Raw genomic sequence first — 19,338 nt, forward strand, 5'->3', positions numbered from 1 at the left:
ACACAAAATTGTAAGCGCTTAAATATAAACGCTTACAATTTTGTTATATTTATATTTTAAGGTGAATAATCAATATTCACCTACCAAAAATACGACTAGTTAATTTCACTATTCCGACTTTTCTAGACGCGACTTTTCTTTTCTATACTCAACAGGTGTTGCATGAACCATTTTTTTGAAAATCGTTGAAAAATAAGAAAAATTAGAATACCCTGCTTTAAGTGCAACTTCACTTACAGGAAGGTCTGATTCTTCTAATAATTTCTTTGCATATTCTAATCGCTGATGCTGCATGAAATCTGAAATAGATAATCCTGTTTGTTTTTTGAATACTCTTGTTAAATAATCCGGATTTAAATAAACATGATTCGCAATATCTTGGCGGGACAATCGCTGTTCGCCAAGATTATTGTTGATAAAATGAATAACCTTTTCTACGACACAACCCTTATCCTGTGGAGACTGCATTTTATTTGCGACAACATCCACGATATAAAGTACCCATTCTTCAAGTGAACATAATGAGCGCAAAATCTTCTCAGGGGTTTCAATCAACATCTTATTTGAAAAAACTTCATTTGCTAGAACCCCTTTTTCTTGTAACACATAGAAAATAATTTGAAGGAAATCTTGATAAAATAAATAAAGTGAATGTGCAGTAATTTTACGCTCTTCCTTTTTCCACACAAGGAAATACTCACAAATCTCTTCTTCAAATCTTTTAAAAGAACATTTCTTTAATAAATAAATCCATGAGTCAACTGGAATAGGAGGAACATAGCAATCTCCTGTTACTATATTTCGATATTCAATTGTTTGATTTTTAAGGGTTACATTATTTCGATTTATTTCTAGTAATTTAGCAACCATACTAACTACTTCCTGTATTTGAACTTGTGTACCGATATAACAACATAACTCACATGAAAAAAACGTTGAAAATTTTGAAATAAACTCATTACATTTCTCGAAAAGATACGCTTTATTTATTGTACCTGTCTGTGGAAGTATCATTAATACTTGTCCACGATCTAGAGAGATAATCGGAAGATGGATGTCGATATCTTGATCCTCGACAGCTTCTTTTAGACCATTTTTCAAAGCATACTCTAACATTTTTTCATCTTTAATGGAAAGCTCTTTCTCTAAAGATTGTACATGAACAAGTATTGGTAAAAATACTTTGTATTTAGCATATGAAATATCGAATTTTTCCATATGCTGATTAATATCCGATAAAGAAGATGGAACAACTTGTTCAATCAAATCTAACCAAAAACGCTCCTCAACCACAGTGCGGTGAGTTTTCTCAAATTTGAGATATGATTCATGTACTTTTTGCTCTTTTTGTACTTTATTAATCTTTTCAAATGCTTTTTCGACTTCATTTTCAAGTTCCCGATAATCTACAGGCTTTAATAAATAATTAAAGCTATTTAATTCAAGTGCTTTTTTTGCGTATGTAAAATCTGAATGACAGGTTAAAAAGATCGCCTCTGTTCTTGGATAGTTTTCTCGAACCCATTTTAGTAAATCTAGCCCTGACCCTTTTGGCATTTCAATATCACATAAAAGAAGATCAATATCGTGTTTCATAAACATTTCTTGTGCTTTCGTCATACTGGTAGCAGTAAAAATGTTTGCTATATTTAGATTTGCCCAATTTACACCAGCCTGAACTCCTCTAATAGAGTGAACTTCATCGTCAACAATTAACACTTGAAACTTTTCCATCATTGATCCCCCTATTCACCTATTTACATGATTTCAATCGGCAATCTTATAATGACAGTTGCTCCTTTACCATGTTCATTTGAGAAATGAATGTCTGTTTGATCTTTATATAACAAATTGAGTCTTCTTTTTATATTCCAGATACCAATACGTTCTCCTTCGTCAGTCATTAATACTTCATCATTTTCTAAACTATTTAACACTTCTTCAGGGAAGCCTTCCCCTGTATCTTGTACCTTTATTGAAATGAATTCATTATTTTCTTGTACAACTACTATTGAAATGTTTATTGGTTCATCCATAGTAAACGCATGCTTGATTGAATTTTCAACCAAGGTTTGAATCACGAGCGGAGGTATTTTACACTCTGCTAACTCAGTAGGTGTTTGAATCGTGTATACAAACGAATCTGGGTAACGTAGCTGCTGAATTTTTAAATAGTTATCAGTATGCATGATTTCATCTTTTAAACGAACGAAATATGAATTACTTTTAAACATGAAACGGAAATAATTTGCTAAACACTTTGCCATTTCTTGAATGACTGCATAATCCTTTACCGTTGCCAAATTATAGATAATATTTAACGAGTTAAGAAAAAAGTGTGGATTAATTTGTAGCTGTAAATGTTTTAATTCTGCTCGCTGATGATTCAATTTTTCTTCATAAATATTAATTTTTAAATCTTTTATTTCCGAGATCATATGGTTAAATGTTTCATTCAAAACGGCAAACTCTGTAGAACTATGCCTTCCGGGGAGTCTGATATCTAAGTCCCCCTTACGAAGTTTCTTCATCGCAAATACAAGTTGAGAAATTGGTTGAAGAAAAATCTTCCTCATGATAAACAAAAAGAATGATAAAAACAGGATGGAAATAAATATAAACACTGATGATATTTTATATAGAAATGGTAATTGTTCTAGAATCTTGCTTTCTGGTATGAGCGCAAATAAATAGAAATCACCTTTATTCGAATGCTCCTTCATGACAATAAACGGTTCGTCATCACCTGAAACCGCATACATATTTTTCTTGAATGAAATATCGATCCCTTCCTTTTCTACGAACGGTTTACTTGTTAAAGGTTCAAATGAAGAATTCGCTATTAAAGCCCTACCCGTGTCGCCAAAATCAAGATGCTTAAAAGGTATGATTAACTTGTCAATATCAACCCAAGCACCCACATAAATATTTTCATTTTTAATATAGTACAAAAGATAATTCCGATCCTTCCCTTCTAGTATTCTCCAATGACCATATTGAAGTGGTTCTGGCTTTGTTCTTATAAATTGTAAAATTTCATCCTTAGCTGAGTCTCTTTCCAATAAATCACTTCCAAATGTTTGTGTATTTAAAAAGTCATCATAAGCACTTGTGTACACAAAAACAGAATCGATAGCTCCGTAAAAATCCGCATTAGAGTGTAAGGTATTATTCAAACGAAGTTTTGCTTGAAGAAACTCATTAAAATCATGTTGCTCTCTCGATTGATAATAAGCTAGATCACTGTTATCTTGAGAAAGTTGATACAGATATTTTTCAACTATTTCCAGGTTTCGATCAATTTCACCCATATATATATTCAGCATATTTTTATTCGATTGAGCTACTTGGTTACGGATAACAGATACTGAATAATATTGATTAACAACTAAGACGATGAGAAGCGGCCCAATTACTGCAAAAACTGCCAAGAATAGCTTAAAAAGTAAGGAGTTAAAGACTGGTTTTATCTTTCGCATTGCTTATGCCCCCGAGTAATAGAATCTAACCCAAACAAGGTAAAAATACCCATGGATAACTGAGTATTTTTTATTATACACTAATTGACAAAATTTTCTAACAATTACTTAAAAACTTATCCTTAAAAGAACTTAAATCTTATAAATTTTTTTATATAAATAGATTTATTTTTTTATATTATATAACACTTAAATTATTACACTCAACAAAATTTCCATTTTTTTAGTTATTATAATATAAATAATAACTAAAAATATGTGATTTTAACTAATTTTTTTTATTGAATACACTTACATTCGCTGTTAAAATTTATATATATCGTACTCTAAAGGGGGATTTATCTATGAAACATCCATTTGATATTCCTGAATCTAAGAAAATTCGTTTAATTATTAATACGGATGCTAAAAATGAAGCCGATGATCAATTTGCTATTGTGCACGCATTATTAACACCTCGTTTTAAAATTGATGGAATAATAGCTGCCCATTTCGGTAAACACCGAACAGAATATTCTATGGTAGAAAGCTATGAAGAAGTGATCAAGGTTTTAGATATTATGAACCTTCGAGACGAGGTAGATGTGTATAAAGGAGCAGTAAATGCAATGCCTGATGAAGAGACGCCTCAATTATCAGAAGGTGCTGATTTCATTATCCGTGAAGCAATGAAGGATGATCCAAGTCCTTTATATGTTGCGTTCTTAGGGCCTGTCACTGATTTAGCAGCAGCCTACATGAAGGAACCTGCAATCGCAGACAAACTGACAGCACTTTGGATTGGCTGCGGTGCCTGGCCGGAAGGAGAATTTGAATTTAACTTAATGAATGATATCAATGCAGCAAATGTCATTTTCCGTTCACCTATTCCATTATGGGTCATTCCACAAAACGTTTATAAGCTTATGCGTGTGAGCATTGCAGAATTAGCTGTTAATGTTAAACCTTACGGAGAAATTGGCGCATACCTGTATCAACAACTAATAGACTTCAACTTTGACATGGTAGATAAATATATTCCTAATATGATCGAACACGCTAAACAGGACGGTAAGGAAATTGATCCTAAAGATTTTGAAGGATGGCCAAAAGGCGAAATGTGGCATTTAGGAGACTCTCCAATCGTTAGTTTACTTTTGGATGATCATCAGTATGGATACGAGATGAAGCCTGCACCTAGAATAACTTCTGATATGCGATATGTTCATTATCAAAAAGAGCGCTTGATTCGTTGGTATCATTTTGTTGATTCTACTTTTACGTTACAAGATATGTACGCTAAATTAAAATTACATTACGGATAATAACTACCCCTATTTCCTTTTCTGCAGGAAATAGGGGTAGTTATTATTGGCAGTCTTCAAACTAAACTCCCACTAAAACAATTTAACTTATGGTATAATTTAGGTTAAATAATTTATCTAACAAAATAGACTAAACTTTAAGTAGGTGTACCTTTTTATGAAAATAGATGATATCGCTAAATTAGCAAACGTTTCTAAGTCTGCTGTTTCTTTAGCGTTAAACGGAAAACCTGGGGTGAGTCAAGAAACTCGTGACAAAATATTAAAAATCGCCCATGATCATGGATATATCCCTCGCCCAATTATTAAGGCTGATCAGTATTTTCACTCACATTCAAAATTATTAAGATTTGTTGCATGTACGAATGAAGGCATCGTTACAGAACAATATGAATCACTTCCATTTTTCACAGAATTAATTAACACTATTGAAAAGCAAATAAGTGCCAGCGGATATTCACTTATTGTTTCATCAATAAATATAGATAAACTGGATGAAGAAATATCCAGACTTGAGAGGGAACAAAAATCAGCCGGTATTTTGTTATTAGGTACTAACTTAAGACCGGAACAAATTAAACTTGTTTCTTCTATACAACCAAATTTAGTTGTATTAGATACTAATTTCGAAACATTAGATGTAAATTTTGTTGTAATGAACAACGTTTACGGAGCTTATCAAGCAGGAAAATATTTAGTGGAATTAGGGCATCAAAATATTGGATATGTGGAATCACAAGCGAGAATGTACAACTTTGATATGAGAAAAAAGGGATTTCTCCAAGCCATATCTGATAGTCATTTAAAAATTAATGATAATAATTTTTTCTCCATTTCACCAACTGTCATTTCGTCACAAGAGGTTTTTAAAGATAAAATAAAAAATCGTCTTAATCAATTACCTACGGCTTTGTTCTGTGAAGCTGATTATATGGCCATTAGTACGATAAAATCCTTAAGCGAACTAGGACTTAAGGTGCCAGAAGATATTTCAATTATCGGCTTCGATAATATTTTTGAATCTCAAGTTATCACTCCTGAGCTTACAACCATACATGTCAAAAAGGATAAAATAGCATTACTGGCGATTGAACAGTTAATTAGAGAAATTGACCACAATGATACAGATAAAATCAAAATTTTTGTTGATACAGATTTAATCATAAGAAAGTCTTGTAAGGCTTTAGATGAATAATGATAGAGAATGAAATAAGGAGGATGATTATATGGCCAATCCCATTAATCATCCTCCTTATTATATTCTCTACTTATGATAAGACCTTCGTTATTCTTAAAGCCATATACGGTTTACCAGGCAAGTTAATACGACTCTCATCTGTATACAAACCTTCTAAAGGTGTAATAGACATTTCCCAGGTATCAATTAACTCAACTTTATATTGATTACCTTTCGGGAGCGGCAATCGTTTAAACGAAGGCCTGCTTTGTCCGAAATAAGCTAAGATATATTCATCATCAACGATTCCCGCAGAAACATCCCAGCTAAAATCAATAGGAGTTAGTCTTTTCGCAGGACCTTCTTCTACTATATTTCTTAAGAAGGCGATCCTTTCCGGACTTTCTCCATGAAGTTCCCCACCATGAGACCACCAGATAATTCCTTCCGGATGCATATATGTTTCGCCATGTGTCACATATCCTCCACTACACACACCATCCCAAAATAGCTCAACCATTTTTTCACCTGTAATATTTCCCCATCCATGGTTGATGTCCCCTTCATAACGACATTCATCATTAATGATCGGTTTCCGGAAGGTTTCACGCCACTCTTTAATAAAGAACATATCAGGATGCTGGATACTTGCATGAGTGACCCATGGCTTATTATGATCATACCAATGGTTATTATTACGATAGTGAATGGTCGGGTGATGCCAGTTATGAATGGATCTTAAATGCTGTGCCGGATCTTTTTCCTGCACAAGTTTAAAGAAACGGTCCCAATCGTCCATTTTTTTACTTTTCATTAAATCAAATTCATTTGCAAATGACCACCAGATGTTACGGAAAGATGCTAATCGTGCTACTAAATAAGTTAAATATCGATCATCTGCTTCTTTTCCCATGTCTGAAAAGCCCCATCTATCATACGGATGGAAAATGATTAAATCTGTTTCAATCCCCATATTACACAAGTCATCAATCTGTTTTTCTAATTTATGGAAAAAACTAAGGTTAAATAGTGTATAGTCGAAACCTTCCTCCTTAGAACCTGCAAAAGCAAACTCTACTGGTTCATGAAGGTTATAATCATAATGCTTTGGAAATACACACATACGAATCTTATTAAATGGAGCATTTTTTAATGATTCTAATGTTTGATTTTCAAGCTCTTCTCCTTGATGATTCCATACATAGGCAGTTGTACCAAATGGGTAAAACGGTGTTCCATCTGCATACTGAAAATGAGTTTGATCTGATACTTGTACGGGTCCGTGATTATTTTCCCCGGGAGTAGTACTTGTAAAAGATCCCGTTATCCCATTTAATGAAGAATTGTTACTATATGTAGTAAACGTCCATTCTCCTTCTGTATCAGGCATAAATCGTATCTTATATTTTCCGTTTCCATCATAAAATCCATCTGCTGTAACCGCTCTATTACCGATACTAAATGTCGCTCTTAATTTAATGTCTATGAACGGATTTCCATTATCAGGTCCATCTAGTTCAACTTCAAAGCGATCCCAACACTCAACACTCTTCTGTTTATCCATCTTTACATTTCCCCTCCAGATTGATATTGTAAAGTACTTGTAAAATGAAAAGGAACAGGCACTAGTTAAGTGATTGTTCCTTTTCCATTTCAAAAAATTAACTATTTAACCCCTTCTGCTGATTTTTGTAAAAATTCGGCAGCTTCTTTTGGTGTAAACTCACCTGTTATTACATTATCTTGAGCTTCAAAAAACTTAACTACTAGATCCTGAGGTAATGCTTGGTCAGTAATGACAAATGCTCCCTCATTAAGAGAGTCTACAAGTGTAGGTACATTAGGAAACTCTTCCGGAATTTCTACTCCAGCTGCCGCTACAGGAAAATCATAATTATCTTTATACTTTTCGATTACTTCTTTAGATGTTGCGTATAAAGCAAACTCTACTGCCGCATCTTGTACTTCTTTCGATGCATGACCATTTATTTGGAGCATCTCAACAAAACTAGAAACCCTTTGAGGTTCTTGATCAGTTGGGAACGGAAATACACCTATATTCTCTAAAGGAAACTCATCCTCTGTTGCAGTAGTATCAAACCAAGGTCCTTCTAATAGCATTGCAGCATCTCCACTATAGAATGGCATCTTAGCTTCATTAGGATCTGCTGTAATAAATCCTGTCGGGAAATATCCTTTTCCTTCCCACTCTTTTAATTTTGCGTAAGTTTCTTCAACAGCTGGGTTATCCCAGGATTGTTCTAAGCTAATTAACTGATCTTTTAACTCAGGCCCTGCATAATGCTCTAGAACTGCTTCAGTAAATCTCATTGTATGCCATCCGAATTTTCCTCCAACTGAAACAGGAGTAATATTATTATCTTTTAACTTCGCCATAACTGCTTCAAACTCGTCAAACGTTTTTGGTACTTCAATACCTTGTTCTTCAAAAATATCTTTTCTATAGAAAATACCTAAGCCTGCAAGTTTTGTAGGTACCCCGGTAATTTTCTCTTCAAACTTTGTTAATTCAAGTGCAGTCTCTAAATATAATTCATTCCATTTTCCTTGCTCAGCATGTTCTGTTAAATCAAGTGTCAACCCGTTTTCCGGATAGAATGAACCTAATGTTCCTCCCCAGTTAAACCAGACATCAGGCATTGTATCAGAAGAAGCGGCAACTTTTAACCCCTCCTTATGAGCATCAACTGTTCTAGTCGAATAACTGATGTCAATTTCAGGATGCTCTTTTTCAAAATCCTCAATAACTGGTTCATATATACGTTTCTGAGTATCAAGACCCCAAAATTCAACCGTAATTTTGTCCTCTGATTCACTACTATTAGCGCTTTCATTCCCTTTTGAGCTACATGCACTTAAGATTGATAAAACTAACACTGTGATCATTGTAATTGAAAACAATCTTTTCATTTGGATCTCCCCTTGTTTGTTTAATGAAAAATATTTTTCTCTCTTAAAACTTGTATATTAAAAGTAATAGAACATAAAATTTAAATCATTGTATTCTATTACCATCAATCCTAACCTTTTACTGCTCCACCAAAACCATTCACAAAATGTTTCTGGAAGATAAGATAGACAAGAAGAACAGGTAAAACCGATAATAGAACACCTGACATCATTAGCGGATAATTTGTAGAATACTCGCCTTTGAATGACATGATTCCTGTTGTAATTGTTTTAAGTTCATCCGATGTCAAGAAAATTTGAGCTAACAGAAATTCATTCCATGTTGCCAAAAAGTCTAAAATGACTAGAGTTGAAATGGCTGGTAATGCTACTGGTAAAATAATTCTCAGGAATAAAAAGAGGTCACTGCACCCATCTATTCTAGCTGCCTCATCTAATTCATTAGGAATTCCTTTAAAAAATCCATATAAAATTAAAGTTGCCATTGGTATACCAAAGCCTATATAGATAAAGATTAATCCAACGTGTGTATCCATTAGATTCACCTTATTTAACATAATAACCAACGGGACTAAACAAGCCTGAAATGGGATTGTCATTCCTAAGATAATAAACAAATAGACGGGTTTTTCCCATTTAAAGTTAAGACGAGTTAGACCAAACGCCGCTAACGCAGCCACAAAAATACCTAGTGGAACTTTAATGACGGAGATGATCAGACTATTCTTCATATACATCCCTAAATTTCCTTCTTTCCAAGCTTCCACAAAATTTCCCCATTGAAATTCTTCCGGCAGGGCATACAGTGGATTCCCGAATAAATCGCCATTGGATTTTAGTGAAGTTAAGAATAGAAAGAACACGGGTATTAACCAGACCAAAGCAAACGAAGTAATAAAGATATAAAATAACAACCTAGACGGTTTCAACTTTTTCACACTCCCTCTTAAACATGTGATTTTTTACCTTGCCATAAAATATATGGTACAGCTATGATCATAACCAGGAATAATAGAATCATAGATATAGCAGAACCAGTTCCAACATTATTTAACGTAAATCCTTGATAATACATCCATGAAGCTAAAACTTGTGTACTATGTGACGGTCCACCACCAGTCATCGCATAAATGATGTCAAACACTCTCATTGAATAAAATAACGTTGTAGCAAAAACAATAATAAATGTTTCTCGCAAAAGCGGTAATGTGATATTGTAAAATGCTTGAAAACTATTTGCTCCATCTACTTTTGCTGCTTCAAACGGCTCTTTCGACATTGATTGTAATCCTGCTAAGAAAATAACCATTGAACTTCCTACATGTTGCCATGTCGCAGCAATAAATACGGCATATAAAGCAATTTTTGGATCCGCTAACCATGGAATGCTATCAATTCCTACCTTATTAAGTAATTCATTTAGCAACCCCATATTTGGGTGATAAATCCATACCCAGATGATCGCAACAACGATATTTGATAGAATAAATGGAAAATAGAAAACAGCTCTAAACAACGCTCTACCTTTAAAACTTTTATTTAGCATTAATGCTAGTAAAAGTGCAAATCCCATACTAAAAACTAATGACAAGACAGTCCAGATAACATTATTTTTCAACCCTTTTAAAAATACGGTGTCATTTGTAAATAAGTTAATATAATTACCGAAACCTACAAAGATTTTCTCAACAGAAACACCATTCCATTCAAAGAGACTAAGATAAAAAGTATAAAATGTAGGTATTACGATAACAGTTATATAAATAATTAGAGCCGGAAGCATATACAATATCGGCTTCAAAGTCCGTTTTAATTCCGTCTTTCTTACTATTTTTTGTGGACTTGAAATAGGTACACTTTTTTCTATTACTTCTTGTTTCATCAGATCCCCTCCTATTAAAAGCAGTCTAAATACAACTTACCAGGTCCTTTGTCACTTAAATTTTTATATCTTTTTTAATTCGAAACAACCATATACTGTTTACGCTTTCATTATCCTATAGTTTATTTTTGATTAATAGGAGGTGAATGTGATATATCTTGTGTTTTTACAACTAATTTAAAAGCGCTTTCAAAAACTTCTTTAATGAACAACAAAAAAAGAATGATCAACGATAACTTATTGACCATTCTTTTTCATATTAAGATCTCATTTTATATTCCTGTGGTGTTATTCCTACAGATTTTTTAAACACATGAGTAAAATGAGCTGGGTCATTATAACCGACTTGTTCGCAAACTTCGTAAATTTTTAATGCAGGGTTCCTCAACAATTCCTTAGCTTTTTCAATACGCAGATTGATGAGATAGCTGGAAAAACTCTCGCCTGTTTCCTGTTTAAAAATTCTCCCAAGATAAGTTGGATTCAAATAAACTTCTTCTGCTAATAATTTTAAGGTTAAATCCTCGAAGAGATAGGTTCTCATCTTCTCAAGTATAATTTCAATAACACGACGGTTCTTTTTTCCTTCATATTTTTTTTCAAGTTGTTTAACTTTATCTGTATTTTGCTCGATATCTCCATAAAAGCTAATAGTAGAAACATTATTTTTTCTTGCTTCTTCCATGGCATACATACTTTCTTTATAACGGAAATGAAGTTCTGTTAAATTACTGCATGGAAAGCCAAATCCTATTAATAACTCAAATTTTAACAGTGCACGAATTAGTTCATAAAGACGGCTCAATATTTCCTTATAAACCAGTCTTTTATCTTCACTATCATTAAAGAAAACAATAACAGCAATATGTTGTTCCTGAACAATGACATACGCTTTCCCAAAAGTAAGGAACCATTCCTCAATAATATTCTTAATTGCTGAATATGCATTAATCTCCACCCAACCCGCTTGAAGTGCGCTAGCTTCTTTTATACAACAGGTGAAGATCAATATTTCATTAAATCTAGGTATTAATTCATCATCATAAAGTGGGATAGGTAAACCAAAAAGTAGATCGTCTAACCGTTTTTCTAGTATATCTCTTTCTCGTTTCTTTCTTAATCTATTTACATATTTCTCTTTCAAAATACAGTCTTCGATTTTTTCAATTGATTCAAAAAGAGATTCAAAGGAACTGGGTTTTAAAAGATAATCAACTACTCCACACCTGAGAGCTTGCTGAGCATATCCAAAATCCTTGTATCCAGTTAATAGGATTACTTTTATATTAGAGAAATTCTCTTCAATATATTTACTTAATCCCAAACCGTCTACTGCAGGCATGCGAATGTCAGATATGACCAAATCAACTTCATGCTTCTGTAGAATCGTAATGGCTTCTTCACCATCTTCAACAGCCGCTACTATCTCCCAGCTACTTTTTGCATCTTGAATCATTTCTTTAAGCGTCCGTAAGGCGAATGGTTCATCATCTACGAGCAATATTTTCATCTTACCCCTCCTCTGTTATCTCATTGTAGAAAAGGAATTACGAGCTGAACTTTAAGTCCTCCCAAAGAGCTAGAACTTAATTCAAGTTCATACTGATTACCATATATCAATTTGACCCGATGATGCAGGTTGGAAAGTCCAATTCCTGAATGCATCATTTTATCGGTCTCAGATTCTAGATCTTCATTGTATTTCAAAGCATTTTCCATTTCTTCTTCGTTCATACCTTTTCCATTATCCTCTACAATGAATTTAACCATGTTGTCTTCCTTTGTAATGGAAATATTAATTAACCAATACTTTCTTTTTATACTCTCTAATCCATGGGTAATCGCATTTTCTACTAGGGGCTGTAGTAACAGCTTCATTACTGGAAATTCGAGAAGTTCTTCTTCCACATTCATCTTAATTTGCAGTTTATCTTCATAGCGATAACGTTGTAGTTCAATATAATGGTTTAATTGCTTTAAATCTTCCTTTAGCCGTACAAATTCAGATCCAGGTTGGATACTATACCGCAGAAGTTCGCTTAATGACAATACCATCTCTGCAAGCTTGTTTTCCTTTTCACTTATTGCATAATAATAAATGGTATTGAGTGAATTGTATAAAAAATGAGGTTGAAATTGAGCTTTCATTGCGATTAGTTGTGCCTGTTTTTCTCTTATTTGTTTAAAAGACAAAATCCTTATTGTTTCTTCTAAATTTTCGATCATATGATTAAAGCTATCGTAAAGGACAGTAACCTCTCTATTATTCATTGTTCCTGTATAGGGTTTTAATTTTCCTCTTTTTAGATTAGACATGCGGGAAGCTAAATCTCTTATCGGCCTCGATAATGACCATGAGAAGAAGGAAGAAAATAATAAAGAAGCAATAATTCCAAGAATCACGATAAAAAACGTACTATTTTTCATTCCTTTTAAATCCATTACGGCTTCTTCAACATCTATATAAGTAACTACTGTCCAGTTACTATAGTTTGATGTGTAAGATGAGATATACACCGAATTTCCATCTATTTCCTCCTGTGTGATATTTCCATTATTTTTACTATCGTGAACCTCTCCCAGGAAAGGACCGTCTATAATTTGGCCAAACTCACCTGAGTCAGTTGAGTACAATATACGTCCCGTTGAGTCAATAACCTGAACCTTATTAGAAGGATTTGCAAGGAAATTTCCAACAACATCCTCCGTAGCTTCAACTGGAATTACTGTTAGCATATAACCAATATTTTGAGATGGATGAGAATAATCTTTAATCTCTCTTACACCTAAAATGCCATGAATCAAATCCTCCGTTTCTATGTCATATAACATATTATTCGTTGTCCAGAACATCCCTCCAGCTGAATCAAGGAATGGATACCAATCCATCTGTTTAATATGAAATGGATGGTAGAATCCTCCTTCCCCTTGGTTGCCAACGAGTTCTACCAAAAATTCATTTCCAAGATAGGCCTGTTCATGCGTAATCACTTTTTGAACATTATAATCACGAACTTCTCGACCAAGTGGTTTTTCATTTATATTCTTTAAATATTCCTGCGTATCAGAATGTAAGGCAATCCTTAGCGAAAGACGGTCATATTCCTCTAGCATACGATCTATTTTCCCACTCATTTGAATAACCGACTCTAGTAAGTATTGTGATGTTTTATTAACTACCACCTTAGAGGAAAACCGATAAGAAAAATAACTACTTATTGAGATGGTTATAATCATGATAATAGAAAATCCAATAATCATTTGTAATAATATAGTAGGTTTTTGTTTCATATCGCTCCTCCAGCTGCTGCATTGAATAATATGAAAATAATCCTTATCTCCCTGAAAAAGGTAGATAAGGATTAACACAAAAATGAATGCTAATTTTTAAAGTTGTAGTTATAAAAGTTCTCCGACTTCTATCTTGAGACAGTTAATACTACCCTCTTGTATGATGTTAAAGGTTTATCACCATTGTCCGTTGCTTCGAGAATAAAGTGTAGCGTTTGCCCATTAACAGCATCTGTAGGTACAGTAAATTGACTTATTACCTTGATCTCATCTTTTATTAACTTTGCAATTTCTGGTGAACCTGGAGACGGAACAACAAATGGATAGAAATTCTCCGACTTAGTATTTTGTTCTTCCCCATCGGAAATTAAGTCTATCTGTCCAGGATAAGTACCTGCTTCCTCATATTGCCACCAGTGACCTGTAAGATTATCTCCATCTGGATCCTTAACAACCGCCTTTAAGATAATGGTTTGCCCAGGTCTAACAACTGTGTTCTCCAAGCCGACTACCTCGACAACTGGATGGTGATTTGCATCCTTATATTCCGGTGTAATAGTCCACTGCATCCTAGCTGCAAAGTCTCGTTGAGCAGCTCCGAACCAACGTGAGGAAGAATAGTCTTTTGAAGCCATGCCATTAGGATCAATGTCTTTGCCGTTTCTACCTCCCCAGCCACCAAAGCTTGCATCCACATGAGCATCAAGGCCATTGTCCAGGAGATTCATGTACATCGATGTGTCACCCTCGGATATCCAGGAACCGGGCTCTTCAACCCCACCATACCACGGTATGTAACCGAGTTCCTTAAGTTGCTCTACAGTTACACCAGCAAATCCGAAAAAGTCAGTAATATCATTCTTATGCATTTGTTTTCCATCTCCCCAAACCATATAAAGCTCTCCGAAAGGTCCGACGTTGGATATATTTTCACGCGTCCATGCAGCTGAAAGAAAATGACGGTCCTCAGGTAGAACTACTCTACGTGCGGGGTATCCCCAGATTGATGTTGCCATTTCACGAAATTCAATATCTGGCCAAATTGGACCAATATAGGATTCGTAGACTCCATCTTGATCACCAAATGACTGGATGACTACCTTTTTGGCAATCTTTTCATAAATATTCTTCCATTGACTACTATTCTTGTATTCCTCTTCAATTGACTTCAGAGCCCTTCCGATCGTTGATTGGCCCGCTCCCGTTAACAAGTATAATTTGCCCGGCTTATCATCTAGAATCAATTCCTTGATGAGATCTGATCCTGGACTGTCCTTTGAAATGTCTCCTGGAAATTCCACATTGCCCTCATAAATCCGGGAGCGTAACTCATCAGGGTGTGGGTAACCTTCTGCATGAACCAAAAGATTCGGATACACTTCGGCGTAGGCTTCGACAGCATCCTCCATAAAGCATGAGCCCTCATCCCATCGCCATTGAGGAATCGGTCCTATTCCAAGCTGAGAATGTTCAGACTCCCCACTGAATAATGTACCCTTGCCGTCACCCTTCCAATGAAATCGACTACTTGAATAAATCAGTCCTTCTGTTTCAAATTGATGACTGTAGAGCAGATATCGAATGATCGTATTAAGATCATCAAGCTCTGGGTCGTGCAAAACTACGGTACGAAGCTTCTTATCCCTAGTCATATTATCACTTCTCCTAAAAATAAAAGTTTTCTAATGAGTAAATATTTCAAATATTAAATAAATACAAAGTCCCCCGTCTAATATACCGAGAGACTTAAGGAACTAGCAATCTATTTTCTTACTTTTTTTCATCTGACATATAAACATCAACCAATACTTTTTCCTCAGGTTTTTTACCATCCTTCAAGAAGTCGTGTACATAATTAACAGCTTCAGAACCGATAAATTCAAAATCTTGTACAGCTGTTACTTCCATTTCTCCTTTATCTATTAAATCGTACGCTTCTTTCGCTCCATCAAAACCGATAACAATAATTCCATCATCTTGTCGTCCGGCCGTTTCAATTGCACGTGCTACTCCAACTGCCATTGTATCGTTTTGAGCAAATACCACATCAATATCATCATGTTTTGCTAAAAAATCTGACATTGCACTTTCCGCAGGTGCCATTGAGAAATCACCAACTGCTGTGTCCAAAATTTCAAATTCACTATCCGGGTTTTGTTCTGGATCAATAACGCTTAAGAAGCCGCCCCCACGTTCTCGTTGTGGAGCTGTACCGATAATACCTTCAATATGAATGACCTTACCACCTTCAGGTAATTTTTCTTGTAACCATTCTCCTACAAGCTTTCCACCTTTTAAATTATCAGTCACTAAATATGATAAAACACCTTCTACATCTACTGATCTATCAACTGTTACAACAGGAATATCCTGTGCGATAGCATCCCTTAGAGCGTTTGCTGTCGACGATTCATCTCCAGGGTTGATTACGATAGCGCTTACTCCTTGTTGAAGGGCATCCTCTACTTGAGAAGGTTGCTTAGAAGGGTCATTTTGTCCATCGTAGACTAATACCTCATATCCTAGTTCTTCACCCTGTTCGACAACAGCATCACGAAGTACATGAAAGAAAGGGTTTCCTAAGTCAGCCATTAATAAAGCTATTTTTTCTTTTCCTCCATCTCCACTGGATTGATTGCTACATGCTACCATCATAAATGTCAAAATTGAAAGCAAAACTAATAATAACTTCTTCATTTTTTCTCCCCCTTAATAGTTAGCTGAATTATCTAGAACTCTTACGATCCAAAATCACCGCAAGGAGTATCACTAGCCCTTTAATGAATTGCTGATAGAATGCAGATACACCGATAATATTTAATCCATTATTTAGTACACCGATAATAAGGACTCCAATTAATGTTCCAAATAACCTTCCTTTTCCACCCGCTAAGCTAGTACCACCAATAACAACTGCTGCAATAGCGTCTAGTTCAAAGCCAGCACCAGCAGTAGGTTGTGAAGAACTTAGACGGGATGTCAATATAACACCAGCTAACGCAGACATAACACCACTTATAATATATACTGATGTTTTAATTCGATCTGTTGGTAATGAAGATAATCTTGCAACTTCTTCATTTCCACCGATAGCATATACGCCTCTACCAAAGACTGTTTTTTGGAGTATTATTAACAATAGGGCAAAGACAACAAGAAGAATAATCATCGGAAATGGAATACCCAAAATATCCCCTTGGCTAAAGAAATTTAATATTGGAGAATTCTCTGTTATACCCATTGCTGGAATACCATCAGAAATAATCATCGTTATCCCGCTAAACATCGTCATTGTTGCCAAAGTAACAATAAACGCCTGTAATTTAACTTTTGAGATAAGTACTCCATTAAACCATCCTAATAACGCTCCTAATAGCAACACTAATGGAATTGCTATTAAATCAGGTGTACCTGACGCAACCATTAACCCTAACACCATTCCTGTTAAAGCTAAAATGGCACCTACTGATAAGTCTATTCCGCCGGTTAGAATAACGAATGTCATTCCAAAAGCAATTAAACCATTTATTGAAACCTGACGGAAAACATTCAAAATATTATACATTGATAGAAACTTAGAATTCATTATTGAAATAATTAATACTAATACAAATAGGGCAATTACAGTTCCATACTTCCGATATATATTACTAAGGTTAGCTTTTTCTTCACTCTCTCCATGTACAGTTCCATTCTTTCGATAGATATTACCGAGATTAGCCATTTTATATCCCTCCCACTGCAGCATATTGCATGACACTTTCTTGTGTTGCTTCGTCTCGATTAAAAATCTTCACTAACTTTTTCTCATGCATCACTGCAATGCGATCACAAATACCAAGTATTTCAGGCAATTCACTTGATACAATAATAATTGCTACACCAGCCTTTTTTAATTGATTAATAATTTCATAGATTTCCTTCTTCGCACCAACATCAACACCGCGTGTAGGTTCATCCAGGATAAGTATTTTGGGATTCGTTATTAGCCATTTGGCTATGACAATTTTTTGTTGATTTCCCCCACTTAGCTTTCCAACTGAAATTTCCTGGCTTGCTGTTTTTACCTTTAGCTTTCCGATGAACTCTTCTACCATACTTCTTATAGATCTATCTTCTATTAGTTTATTATTCGCAAATGAAGATAAAGATGGTAAGGCCATATTATCCCTAACTGAAAAATCTAAGATTAGTCCTTCATTTTTTCGATCTTCTGTAATAAAACCAAGTCCCATTCGTTTTGCGACAATAGGGGAACTAATATTAACCTTTTTTCCACTTATGTGAATTTCTCCTGAATCAAATTTGGTACTACCAAATATAGCATGCATAACTTCTGTTCTTCCTGAACCCATAAGTCCTGAAAAACCTAAAATTTCTCCCTTTCTAACATCGAAACTGACATTCTCAAATTTACCTTTTTGAGACAAATCTTTAACTGATAGTATGGTTTCACCAGGAGAGATTTCAATCCTCGGGAACCGTTCATCTAAATCGTAGCCTACCATCATACTTACGATTTCATCGAAAGAGGTCTCCTTAATTGTTTTTTGACCAATATAGGCACCATCCCGCATAATGGTAATTTCATCACAAATGTCAAAGATTTCTTCCATTCGATGTGATATATAAACAAAAGAAACCCCTTTATCTCTTAGTTCCCTGATAATTTTAAATAATAAGGCTATCTCTTTATCGGTTAATGCAGCAGTAGGTTCATCCATGATAATAAGCTCTGCATCCATTAATAATGCTTTTGCTATCTCTACAAGCTGGCGACTTCCTATAGAAATATCTTTAATAAGTGTGCTTGGATCAATGTCTAAGCCCAGCATTTGAAGCTTTTCCTTTGCTATTTTAACCATTGCTTTCTTATCTATTAGGCCTAATTTATTCTTTTTTTCCTTACCCAAAAACATATTATCCACAATACTCATTTCGTTTAAAACATTGAGTTCTTGATGAATAAAAGCAATTTTTTTATTTTCACTATCCTTTATACTAGTTAACTCAAAAAGTTCTCCGTTTATTTCTATATCTCCGGTGTCCTTTGTATAGACACCTGTTAGTATTTTCATTAAAGTAGACTTACCTGCTCCATTTTCACCCATTAATGCGTGTATTTCCTTTTCTTTCACATGGATCCCAGCATCTTTTAATACCTGAACAGCCCCAAAACTTTTGCAAATTCCACTCATTCTTAATTCCATATTCCCACCCCATTTCTATCCACTTGTTGTTAGCGGTTACAAAAACTTTGTCTAGAATATAGTT

General features: G+C 34.6%; 14 protein-coding genes. 2 read left to right on the top strand and 12 right to left on the bottom strand.

All coding sequences use genetic code 11. The features are described from left to right. Positions 1-108: 108 nt before the first annotated feature. Together BK577_RS23360 and BK577_RS23365 are read right to left on the bottom strand one after the other, a co-directional pair. Positions 109-1,734: a response regulator gene (locus BK577_RS23360; protein ID WP_026560697.1), complete on the bottom strand. Its 1,626-nt coding sequence runs from the start codon at positions 1,732-1,734 to the stop codon at positions 109-111. A 23-nt stretch (positions 1,735-1,757) separates the two neighbouring features. Further along, on the bottom strand, positions 1,758-3,479 hold the full coding sequence (locus BK577_RS23365) for a sensor histidine kinase (protein ID WP_034332473.1): 1,722 nt from the start codon (positions 3,477-3,479) through the stop codon (positions 1,758-1,760). Between the two features lie 344 nt (positions 3,480-3,823). Between BK577_RS23365 and BK577_RS23370 the strand changes: the two genes are divergently transcribed. Then, complete coding sequence (locus BK577_RS23370) at positions 3,824-4,783, top strand: nucleoside hydrolase (protein WP_026560695.1); 960 nt, start codon at positions 3,824-3,826, stop codon at positions 4,781-4,783. Between the two features lie 157 nt (positions 4,784-4,940). Then, entirely contained in the window at positions 4,941-5,978 is a 1,038-nt protein-coding gene (locus BK577_RS23375; protein WP_026560694.1) for a LacI family DNA-binding transcriptional regulator, read from the top strand. 73 nt (positions 5,979-6,051) lie between these two features. Here the strand turns inward: BK577_RS23375 and BK577_RS23380 are convergent, their stop codons facing one another. The 10 genes from BK577_RS23380 to BK577_RS23425 all read right to left on the bottom strand — a co-directional run bounded on the left by BK577_RS23380 (position 6,052) and on the right by BK577_RS23425 (position 19,274). Further along, positions 6,052-7,524, bottom strand: a complete 1,473-nt coding sequence (locus BK577_RS23380; RefSeq protein ID WP_026560693.1) for a DUF5605 domain-containing protein — start codon at positions 7,522-7,524, stop codon at positions 6,052-6,054. Between the two features lie 101 nt (positions 7,525-7,625). Then, positions 7,626-8,891: an ABC transporter substrate-binding protein gene (locus tag BK577_RS23385; RefSeq protein WP_034332471.1), complete on the bottom strand. Its 1,266-nt coding sequence runs from the start codon at positions 8,889-8,891 to the stop codon at positions 7,626-7,628. Between the two features lie 110 nt (positions 8,892-9,001). Then, on the bottom strand, positions 9,002-9,829 hold the full coding sequence (locus BK577_RS23390; protein ID WP_026560691.1) for a carbohydrate ABC transporter permease: 828 nt from the start codon (positions 9,827-9,829) through the stop codon (positions 9,002-9,004). A gap of 8 nt (positions 9,830-9,837) precedes the next feature. Further along, positions 9,838-10,773 (bottom strand): carbohydrate ABC transporter permease, encoded by a 936-nt coding sequence (locus BK577_RS23395; RefSeq protein WP_078435137.1) that lies wholly within the window; start codon positions 10,771-10,773, stop codon positions 9,838-9,840. Positions 10,774-11,032: 259 nt separating this feature from the next. Then, complete coding sequence (locus BK577_RS23400) at positions 11,033-12,283, bottom strand: response regulator (RefSeq protein ID WP_026560689.1); 1,251 nt, start codon at positions 12,281-12,283, stop codon at positions 11,033-11,035. Positions 12,284-12,303: 20 nt separating this feature from the next. Next, on the bottom strand, positions 12,304-14,064 hold the full coding sequence (locus BK577_RS23405) for a sensor histidine kinase (RefSeq protein ID WP_026560688.1): 1,761 nt from the start codon (positions 14,062-14,064) through the stop codon (positions 12,304-12,306). A gap of 128 nt (positions 14,065-14,192) precedes the next feature. Continuing rightward, positions 14,193-15,716, bottom strand: coding sequence for a DUF1593 domain-containing protein (locus BK577_RS23410; RefSeq protein WP_026560687.1), 1,524 nt, complete (start codon positions 15,714-15,716; stop codon positions 14,193-14,195). Positions 15,717-15,834: 118 nt separating this feature from the next. Next, positions 15,835-16,761, bottom strand: a complete 927-nt coding sequence (locus tag BK577_RS23415) for a sugar ABC transporter substrate-binding protein (protein WP_051475573.1) — start codon at positions 16,759-16,761, stop codon at positions 15,835-15,837. Between the two features lie 28 nt (positions 16,762-16,789). Continuing rightward, a complete protein-coding gene (locus tag BK577_RS23420; RefSeq protein WP_078435138.1) occupies positions 16,790-17,788 on the bottom strand; it encodes an ABC transporter permease in 999 nt (332 codons plus the stop codon). A gap of 1 nt (position 17,789) precedes the next feature. Continuing rightward, the gene (locus tag BK577_RS23425) at positions 17,790-19,274 is read right to left on the bottom strand and encodes a sugar ABC transporter ATP-binding protein (protein WP_078435139.1); all 1,485 of its coding nucleotides are present in this window, start codon (positions 19,272-19,274) and stop codon (positions 17,790-17,792) included. Positions 19,275-19,338 lie beyond the last annotated feature (64 nt).

It is taken from the genome of Metabacillus halosaccharovorans, from assembly GCF_002019635.1.
GTDB classification, from domain to species: Bacteria; Bacillota; Bacilli; order Bacillales; family Bacillaceae; genus Metabacillus; species Metabacillus halosaccharovorans.